Source organism: Phenylobacterium sp., from assembly GCF_036677185.1.
Taxonomy (GTDB): domain Bacteria; phylum Pseudomonadota; class Alphaproteobacteria; order Caulobacterales; family Caulobacteraceae; genus Phenylobacterium.
The window spans coordinates 204,856-213,425 of sequence record NZ_JAKFEN010000023.1 but is presented as its reverse complement, the minus strand read 5'-3'; the positions used below and the strand labels follow the sequence as shown (position 1 = coordinate 213,425).

Below are 8,570 nucleotides of genomic sequence, written 5' to 3'. Positions count from 1 at the left end.
GCTCCCCTCCTGGGGGAGCTGTCAGCGAAGCTGACTGAGGGGGACTTTGACTCGCTCTTGTGCGCTTCAACCCCCTCCGTCTCGTCGCGAAGAGGCGACGATCCACCTCCCCCAAATCGCGCTCCGCGCTGGGGGAGGAACTAAGGTTCGCGCAGTCCCCAGTTGCTCCCCCTCTGGGGGAGCTGTCGGCAAAGCCGACTGAGCGGGACTTTGACGCCCTCCTGCCTTAGAAGATCGATCCGCCCAACGACCTGAGACCCCATGGCCTGGACCCGCCTCTATGACGAACCCGAGCCCCAGCGCGTCAATCGCTGGCTGGCGCAGAACGGCGTCTGCTCGCGCCGCGAGGCCGAGGGCCTGATCGCCCAGGGCCTGGTCTCCATCGACGGCCAGCGGGTCGACGACGTCGGCCGCAAGATCGAGCCCGGCCAGACCCTCACCCTGGCCGACGTCGCCCAGGCGGCGCTCGAATCCTCCATGACGGTGATCGTCCACAAGCCGGTGGGCGTGGTCTCCTCCCAGCCCGACCCCGGTCAGGTCCCCGCCGTGCGCCTGCTCACCCGCGAGGCGCTCTACGGCCCGGCCGCGACCATCCCCGACTGGGATTCGCGCCTAGCCCCGGTGGGTCGCCTGGACATGGACTCGCGCGGCCTGCTGATCCTCTCCGAGGACGGGGTGGTGGCCAAGGCGGTCATCGGGCCCGACTCCAACCTCGAGAAGGAATACATGGTCCGGGTCACCGGCCAGATCACCGAGAAAAAGCTGACCATGCTCCGCCATGGCCTGCAGCTCGACGGCCGCCAGCTCCGCTACGCCAAGGTCAAGGTCGTCGAGGGCCAGCTCCTGCGCTTCGTGCTCAAGGAAGGCCGCAACCGCCAGATCCGCCGGATGTGCGAAATGGTCGAGCTCAACGTCGTCGACCTGTTCCGCGTCCGCATCGGGACCCTGCGCCTGGCCGACCTTCCCGAGGGTCGCTGGCGCCACATCACGCCGGCCGAGCGCACCGCCCTGATCAGCCCGCCGCAGCGCGCTCCGGCAGCAACCTAGGCCCGCCACACGTCCTGGGTGCGGCAGCGGGCCGCAGGTCCGTTCATCATTTCCGAAGCCTGCGGAGTCACGCTCGATATCGGAGCGCATTGCGCCCCAAATTCGAGAGCAGGACAGGACCTTGACGATTACCTCGGCACCCGCGGATGGCCGGCTCGCCTCGCCCGAGCTCTGCCAGGCCCTAATCCAGTCCAGCCCAGACGCCGTCACCACCCTCACCCTCTGCGGCGCCCTGGAGTCCATGAACGACAGCGGCCTGCGCCTGCTGGAGATCGCCGACCTGTCGCGCGTGACGGGCTGCGAGTGGGCCGCCCTGTGGCCGGCCGACATGCGACCGCGGATCCGCGACGCCGTCGCCCGGGCCCGTACCGGCCCGACGGCGCGCTTCCGGGCCAGCCGCCCGACCGGCGACGGCGCGCTCCGCTGGTGGGATGTCGCGGTGTCCGCGGTTCCCGACGCCTCCGGCGCGCCCTGCCGTCTCGCCGTCGTCTGCCGCGACATCACCGTGTTCCAGCAAGCCTTCCAGGCCGCCGCCGCCAGCGAAGGCCGCTTCCGGCTGATGGCGGAGAACACCACCGACGTCATCGTCCGCACCGACATGACCGGGACCCTGCTCTACGTCTCGCCGTCCTGCCGGGCCTACGGCTACGATCCTGACGAACTGATCGGTCACTCGGCCTACGAGCATGTCCATCCCGAAGACCTGGCGCGCTTCACGGCCAATACGGAGCCCCTGCTCGCCGGCGCTCCCATCGACCAGACCGCCGTACGGGAGCACCGCTTCCGCACCAAGGCCGGCGACTGGGTCTGGCTGGAAGGCCGCCCGCGGCTCATCCGCGACGCGGACGGCAAGGCCATCGAGATCCTCAACGTGTTCCGCGACATCACCGAGCGGAAGACCCAGGAGACCCTCTTCGAGAACGCTTTCCGCCACGCCGCCATCGGCATGGCCCTGGTCGGCCTCGACGGATCCTTCCTGAAGATCAACAGCGCCTTCTGCGGCATCGTCGGCTATTCCGAACCGGTGATGCTGGGCCTCGACTTCCAGACCATCACCCACCCGGACGATCTCGAGGCCGACCTCGGCCTGCTGGGCCGCCTGCTGGCCGGCGAGATCCCCGACTACCGGATGGACAAGCGCTACATCCACGCCGACGGCTCGCTGGTCTGGGTGCGGCTGTCGGTGTCGCTGGTGCTGGAGACCGACGGCCGGCCGAAATACTTCATCGCCCAGGTCGAGGACCAGACCGCCTATCGCGCGGCCGAGGATCGCTACCGGCTGCTCGCCGAGAACGCCGGCGACATGGTCAGCCTGCATGACCATTCCGGTCGCTTCGTCTACTGCTCGCCGTCCTCCCAGCGCCTGTTGGGCTTCTCGCCCGAAGAGATGGTCGGGACCGCGCCCCGGGACTTCGCTCCGATGGAGGATCTGCCGGGGCTGGTGGAGGCCCGCGTCCGGATGCTGGAGGCCGAGCCCGGCGTGCCCGTCCAGCATCTCATGCGGATGCGGCGCAAGGACGGAGAGCTCATCTGGGCGGAAATCAACGCCCGCGTGGCGACGGGCGACGACGGCGCTCCGATCATCGTGTCCGCCACCCGCGACGCCTCCGCCCGGGTCGCCGCCCAGCAGGCCCTGGAGCAGAAGACCCGCGACCTCGAGGCGGCGCAGACCGTCGCCCTGACCGCCAACAAGCTCATGCGAACGGCCGAACAGGTCGCCAACATGGGCTACTGGACCTGGGACGTCCCCACCGGCGTGGGAACCTGGTCGGAGGAGATCCTGCGCATCCTCGGGCTGGACCCGGCCGGAGACGGCCCGAGCTTCGAGCAGGTGCAGGCGCTCCGACATCCGGATGATCGGGAGGCCGCGACCCGCAAGTTCGAGGCGGCGCTCGCCACCGGCGAAGCTATCGACCACGACTTCCGGATCATCCTGCCCAGCGGCGAGATGCGCAATCTCCTCTCGCGGGTCATCGTCGCCATGGAGGACGGTCGGCCCAAGAGCGCCTTCGGCGTCATGATGGACATCACCGAGCAGAAGCGCGCCGAGGCCGCCGTCCGCGACAGCGACGCCCGCTACCGCCTGATCGCGGAAAACAGCACCGACATGATCGTCACCACCGACGTCGCCGGCAGGATGACCTTCGCCACCCCGTCCTGCCTCACGGTCACCGGCTATACGCCCGAGGAGCTGTTGGGCCTGCGGGTGTCGGACTTTATCCATCCCGACGATCTCGACGGCGTCCGCGCGTCCTTCGCGCGCCTGGCCAAGGGCGAGGCGGGCCAACGAGTTCGTTGGCGGGGCAGGCACAAGTCGGACGCCCGCTGGATCTGGCTGGAGTCCAACCCGGCCCGGCTCGGCTCCGAGGTCGGGCCCGACTACGCCTATTTCGTCGACGTGATCCGCGACGTCACCGCCCAAGTCGCCCAGGAAGAGGCCCTCGCCCAGGCCACCGTCGCCGCCGAGGCGGCCACCGCGGTGAAGTCGGAATTCCTCGCCAATATGAGCCACGAGATCCGCACGCCGCTCACCGCGGTGATCGGCTTCACCGACCTGCTCGCCGAGCGCCAGGACCTGGACGACGACGCGCGCGGCCAGGTTCAGCGTGTGGTCTCGGCCAGCCGCGCCTTGCTTTCCATCGTCAACGACATCCTGGACTTCTCCAAGCTGGAGGCGGGCCAGTACGAGATCGTGCCCAGGCCGACCTCCCCGGTGGAATGCGCCCGCGCCGCCCTGCTGATGTTCGAGCCCCAGGCCGACGCCAAGGGCCTGGTGCTGGAGTTCATCGCCGAGGGCGATCCGCCGGCCGCCGTCGCCCTGGATCCGGACCGGTTCCGGCAAATCCTGCTCAACCTGGTGGGCAACGCCATCAAGTTCACCGAGCGGGGCTCCGTGCGCCTGCGCGTCCGCCACGAGACCGCCCGCCTGCACGTCAGCGTGGAGGACACCGGCGCGGGCTTGACCGGCGACCAGCGCCGCCAGCTCTTCCAGCGTTTCTCCCAGGTCGACGCCTCATCCACCCGCCGCCACGGCGGCACCGGCCTGGGCCTGGCCATCTGCAAGGGCCTCGTCGAGGCCATGGGCGGTGAGATCGACGTCCGCTCGCGGCCCGGCCGCGGTTCGACCTTCTTCTTCAGCATCGACGCCCCCGAGGCCGAGGCCGCGGTCGAGCGCGGCGAGGGCGAAGCCGAGGCCTTCTCGCTCGACGGAGTCCGCGTCCTGGTGGTCGACGACAACGCGCTCAATCGCGAGCTGGCCGGCGCCATCCTGCGGGGCCTGAACGTCGAGGTCACCGACGCCGCCGACGGCCTGGCCGGTCTCGCCGCGGCCCAGGCCCTGCCCTACGACGTCATCCTGCTGGACATCCGCATGCCCGGCCTCGACGGCCCGGCGACCCTGGCGCGCATCCGCCAGGCGCCGGGACCGAACCAGGACGTCCCTATCCTGGCCTTCTCCGCCGACGCCGACCTGCAACGCTTCACCCAGCTCGGCTTCGACGGCGTCATCGCCAAGCCCATCGATCCCATGACCCTGATCACCGCCATCGCGCAGGCCGTCCAATGGGATCCCCGGTCCGTAGAGGCCGATGATGAAAAGGTCGCCTGAGGCGCCGCGCTGCGGCGGACTGTCACGGCTCGGTTCACGGTTTCTGCACGTCCATGAGTGAGGCTTGAGACGGGCGCTCGCGACCTTGCGCCCGTCTCGGAGACGAAGCCCTTGCCGGACCCGATCGACAGCGCCTCCGCGGCCGACCGGCCGAGCAGCGCCGAGGCGCTCTATTGGTTGCTGGCCGAGCACACCACCGACATCGTCGTCCGCGCGGGCCTGGACGGCCTCCTGCTCTATGTCTCGCCGTCCTGCCGCGCCCTGGGCTACCGCCCCGAGGAGCTGATCGGCCAGCCATTCTTCCCCTTGGTGCACCCGGACGACGAGGCGCGCTTCGCCGCCAACCACGCGGCGCTGCTCAGCGGGGAGCCGATCGACCGGGCCATCGACAGGGTCATCCGCTACCGCGCCAAGGACGGCCAATGGATCTGGCTGGAGGGCAATCCGCAGCTCATCCGCGACGCGGCCGGCCGGCCCATCGAAATCCTCAACGCCTTCCGCAATGTGACCGAGCGCAAGCGCGCCGAGCTGGCCCTCGAACAGGCCCATGTCCGCGAGCGGCGCCAGGCCAAGCGAGTGGCCCTTGCCGTCGACGCCGCCGAGGTCGGCATCTGGGAGTGGGACATCGCCGCCGGCGCCCTGGCGTGGGACGCCCGGATGTACGAACTCTACGACTGGCCGATGGACGAGCCGCCGCCCTCCTACGAGCTGTTCGAGGGCGCTTTGCACCCGGACGACAGGGAACGCGTCCTGGGCGAGCGCCGCGCGGCGATGGCCGGCGAGACCGCCTTCGACACCGATTTCCGCATCATCGCCCGCGGCGGCGCCATTCGTCACCTGCGCGCCCGCGCCACGCTGGTCCGCGGCCCCGGCGGCGCGCCCCTCTCCGTGATCGGCGTCAACTGGGACATCACCGCCGCCCGCGTGCTGGAGGCGTCGCTGCAGGCCAGCGAGGCGCGGATGCGCAATGTCATCGACCACGCCAACGAGGCCATCGTGTCGTTCGACCAGACTGGCCTGGTCATCGGCTGGAACCGTCACGCCGAGATCATCTTCGGATGGACCGCCGCCGAGGCGCTTGGCAAATCCGTCGCCGCCCTGATCATTCCGGCCCGCGACCATCCTGCGCTCCGCGAGCGGCTGGCGGGCTTTCTCGGCCGCAATGACGGCACGATCCTCGATCAGCGTCTCGAGCTGACCGCCCTACGCAAATCGGGCGAGGAATTTCCCGTCGAACTGGCGGCCAGCGCTGTCGCCGGCCAGTCGGGGTGGGAGATCACCACCCTGATGCACGACATCAGCGCGCGCCGCGCGGGCGAGACGGCCCTGGCCGAGAGCGAGGCCCGCTACCGGCTGCTGACCGCCAACGCCACGGACATTATCAGCTGCTACGGGCCCGATGGGGTTTTCAGGTTCCTTTCGCCCTCGCTGGCTTCCGTCATGGGCTACGAGCCGCACGAACTGGTCGGCAAGACCACCACGGCCTTCATGCATCCCGACGACGTCGTCCCGACCGTGCGGAAGTTCGCGGCCTATATCGCGGCCGGGCCAAACGCCGACCCGATCCGATTCAAGTATCGCGCCTATCGCAAGGACGGCCGGATGGTCTGGCTCGAAGCGCAGGCCAAGGCGATCTATGCCGACGATGGCGTCCTGGTTGAGTTCCAGGACGTGGTCCGTGATGTCACCGCCCGCGTCGCCCTCGACGATGAACTGCTCGCCGCCCGCGACGCCGCCGAGGCCGCGGCCGCCGCGAAGTCCGACTTCATGGCCAATATGAGCCACGAGATCCGCACCCCGCTTACGGCCATACTGGGCTTCGCCAAGCTGCTGTCGGATCGTCCCGACCTCGACGACGCCGCCGCCGCCCACGTCCAAAGGGTCACCGAGGCGAGCCAGGCCCTGCTCTCCATCGTCAACGACATCCTCGACTTCTCCAAGCTGGAGGCGGGGCAGGTCGAGATCGCTTCGCGTCCCGTGGATCCGGCGCAGGTGCTTCGCGAAGCCCTTCTGTTGTTCTCGCCCCAGGCCGACGCCAAGGGCCTGACGCTGCGGTTTGTGGAGGAAGGCCTGCCCGACTGCGTTCGGATCGACCCCGACCGCGTGCGCCAGGTCCTGCTGAATCTGATCGGCAACGCCGTCAAGTTCACCGAAACCGGCGGCGTGCGGCTGGTCGCCGCCTATGACCACGACGCCCAGCAACTCCAGATCCGCGTCGAAGACACGGGAGCCGGCCTCGGCGAAGCCGAGCAGCGCAAGCTCTTCCAGCGCTTTTCCCAGGTCGACGCCTCCTCAACCCGCCGTCACGGCGGCACCGGGCTGGGCCTGGCGATCTGCAAGGGCCTGGTCGAGGCCATGGGCGGGGCGATCGGCGTCAACTCGACGCCGGGAGAGGGGTCGTGCTTCTTCTTCAGCCTCGACGCCCCGCGCGCCGAGGCCGTCGTACGGCCGGACCCTGACGCCGCCGCCATGCCTTCGCTCGACGGGGTGCGGACCCTCGTGGTCGACGACAATCCGATGAACCGTGAACTGGCCCGCGCGATCCTCGGGCACATGGGCGCCGAAGTGTCGGAGGCGGCGGACGGCCTCGCCGCGGTCGAGGCGGCCCAGGCCCTGCCCTACGACATCATCCTGCTGGACATCCGCATGCCAGGCCTCGACGGCCCGGCGACCCTGGCCCGCATCCGCGGCGAGCCGGGCCCCAACCAGGACGTGCCGATCCTCGCCTTTTCCGCCGACGCCGGCCTGGAAAGTTTCCAGGCCGATGGCTTCGACGGCGTGGTGTCCAAGCCCCTGGACGCCGCGGCCCTGATCTACGCCATCGCCCGCGCCCTTCAGTGGGGCGCCGAAGACCTGGAGGACGCCGATGCAAGGGTCGCCTGACGCCTCGCGCTACCGTATCCTGGTGGTCGAGGACGAGCCCATGGTGCTTGAGCTGATCACCACCCGCCTGCAGCTCGCCGGCTACCAGACCTTCTACGGTCGGGACGGCTATGAGGGCTTGGCGCGGCTCGACGAGGTGCGGCCCAACGCCATGATCCTCGATATCAACATGCCCCGCCTCGACGGCTTCGACGTGCTGCGTAAGATGAAGGAGACCGGCCAGATCCTCCGCATGCCGGTCATGGTGCTGACCGCCCGCAACCAGGCCGACGACGTCCAGACCGCCATCAAGCTTGGAGCCCGCGACTTCCTGGCCAAGCCGTTCAACGACGACCAGCTTCTCGCCCGCGTCGCCCGCCTGGTCCGCCGCGCGCCCGCTCGGCCGGCGGCCCCGGCCAAACCCGCTCCACCGGTGCTGGAGCTCTAGGCTCGGAAATCGCCGCCTGGCGCGACCGGTTCGTTCGCCAGCTCGTCAAGCGCGGCCTTGAGAGTCATTTCGAGAAGCTCCGTCGCCAGCGGATGATCGTCCGGCACGGCCCGGGACAGCATGATCGCGCCTACCATTCGCGCCACGAGTCCGACCGCCTGCGTGCGGTGGCCGACGCCGCCCAGGGCCGTCTCGATGGACTCTACCATGCCGTCCAGGCCGTCCGCGAAGGTCGCCCGGACCGAGGCCGGCTGGCGCCTCACGTCACCCGCCAGCGCGGCGGCGGGACAGGCCTTGCCCGGCGCGTTCCGCGCGGCCTTGGAAAGATAGCCGCGGAGCAGTTGCGGCAGGTCCCGGGCCCGTCCGCGCTCCTCCGCCATCGCCGCCCAGGCGCTCTCCAGCGCCTCGCGCGCCAGCGCCTCCTTCGATTCGAAGTGATTGTAGAAGCCGCCATGGGTAAGGCCCGCGGCCTTCATCAGCTCGGGCACGGCCACGCCTTCGAACCCCTGGGCCCGGAACAGCTCGGCCGCGGCGGTCACGACGCGTTCCCGGTTCTCACGCACCTTCTCGCGGCTGATCCGCATGCTCTCGACCTCTTGACACCCA

5 protein-coding genes are annotated in these 8,570 nt (G+C 69.7%); 4 read left to right on the top strand and 1 reads right to left on the bottom strand.

Translation table 11 applies throughout. The features are described 5' to 3' along the window. Positions 1-261: 261 nt before the first annotated feature. From V6M51_RS15935 to V6M51_RS15920, 4 genes are all read left to right on the top strand, one after another. A complete protein-coding gene (locus V6M51_RS15935) occupies positions 262-1,047 on the top strand; it encodes a pseudouridine synthase (protein WP_332768737.1) in 786 nt (261 codons plus the stop codon). 121 nt (positions 1,048-1,168) lie between these two features. After that, a complete protein-coding gene (locus tag V6M51_RS15930; RefSeq protein WP_332768736.1) occupies positions 1,169-4,654 on the top strand; it encodes a PAS domain S-box protein in 3,486 nt (1,161 codons plus the stop codon). Positions 4,655-4,765: 111 nt separating this feature from the next. Next, on the top strand, positions 4,766-7,537 hold the full coding sequence (locus tag V6M51_RS15925) for a PAS domain S-box protein (protein WP_332768735.1): 2,772 nt from the start codon (positions 4,766-4,768) through the stop codon (positions 7,535-7,537). Continuing rightward, positions 7,521-7,964, top strand: a complete 444-nt coding sequence (locus V6M51_RS15920; RefSeq protein WP_332768733.1) for a response regulator transcription factor — start codon at positions 7,521-7,523, stop codon at positions 7,962-7,964. Before V6M51_RS15925 ends, V6M51_RS15920 begins: the two co-directional genes overlap by 17 nt. On the opposite strand, the gene V6M51_RS15915 is transcribed toward V6M51_RS15920, so the two are convergent. Further along, positions 7,961-8,548, bottom strand: coding sequence for a TetR/AcrR family transcriptional regulator (locus V6M51_RS15915; RefSeq protein ID WP_332768731.1), 588 nt, complete (start codon positions 8,546-8,548; stop codon positions 7,961-7,963). The two genes, V6M51_RS15920 and V6M51_RS15915, sit on opposite strands and share 4 nt — an antisense overlap. Positions 8,549-8,570 lie beyond the last annotated feature (22 nt).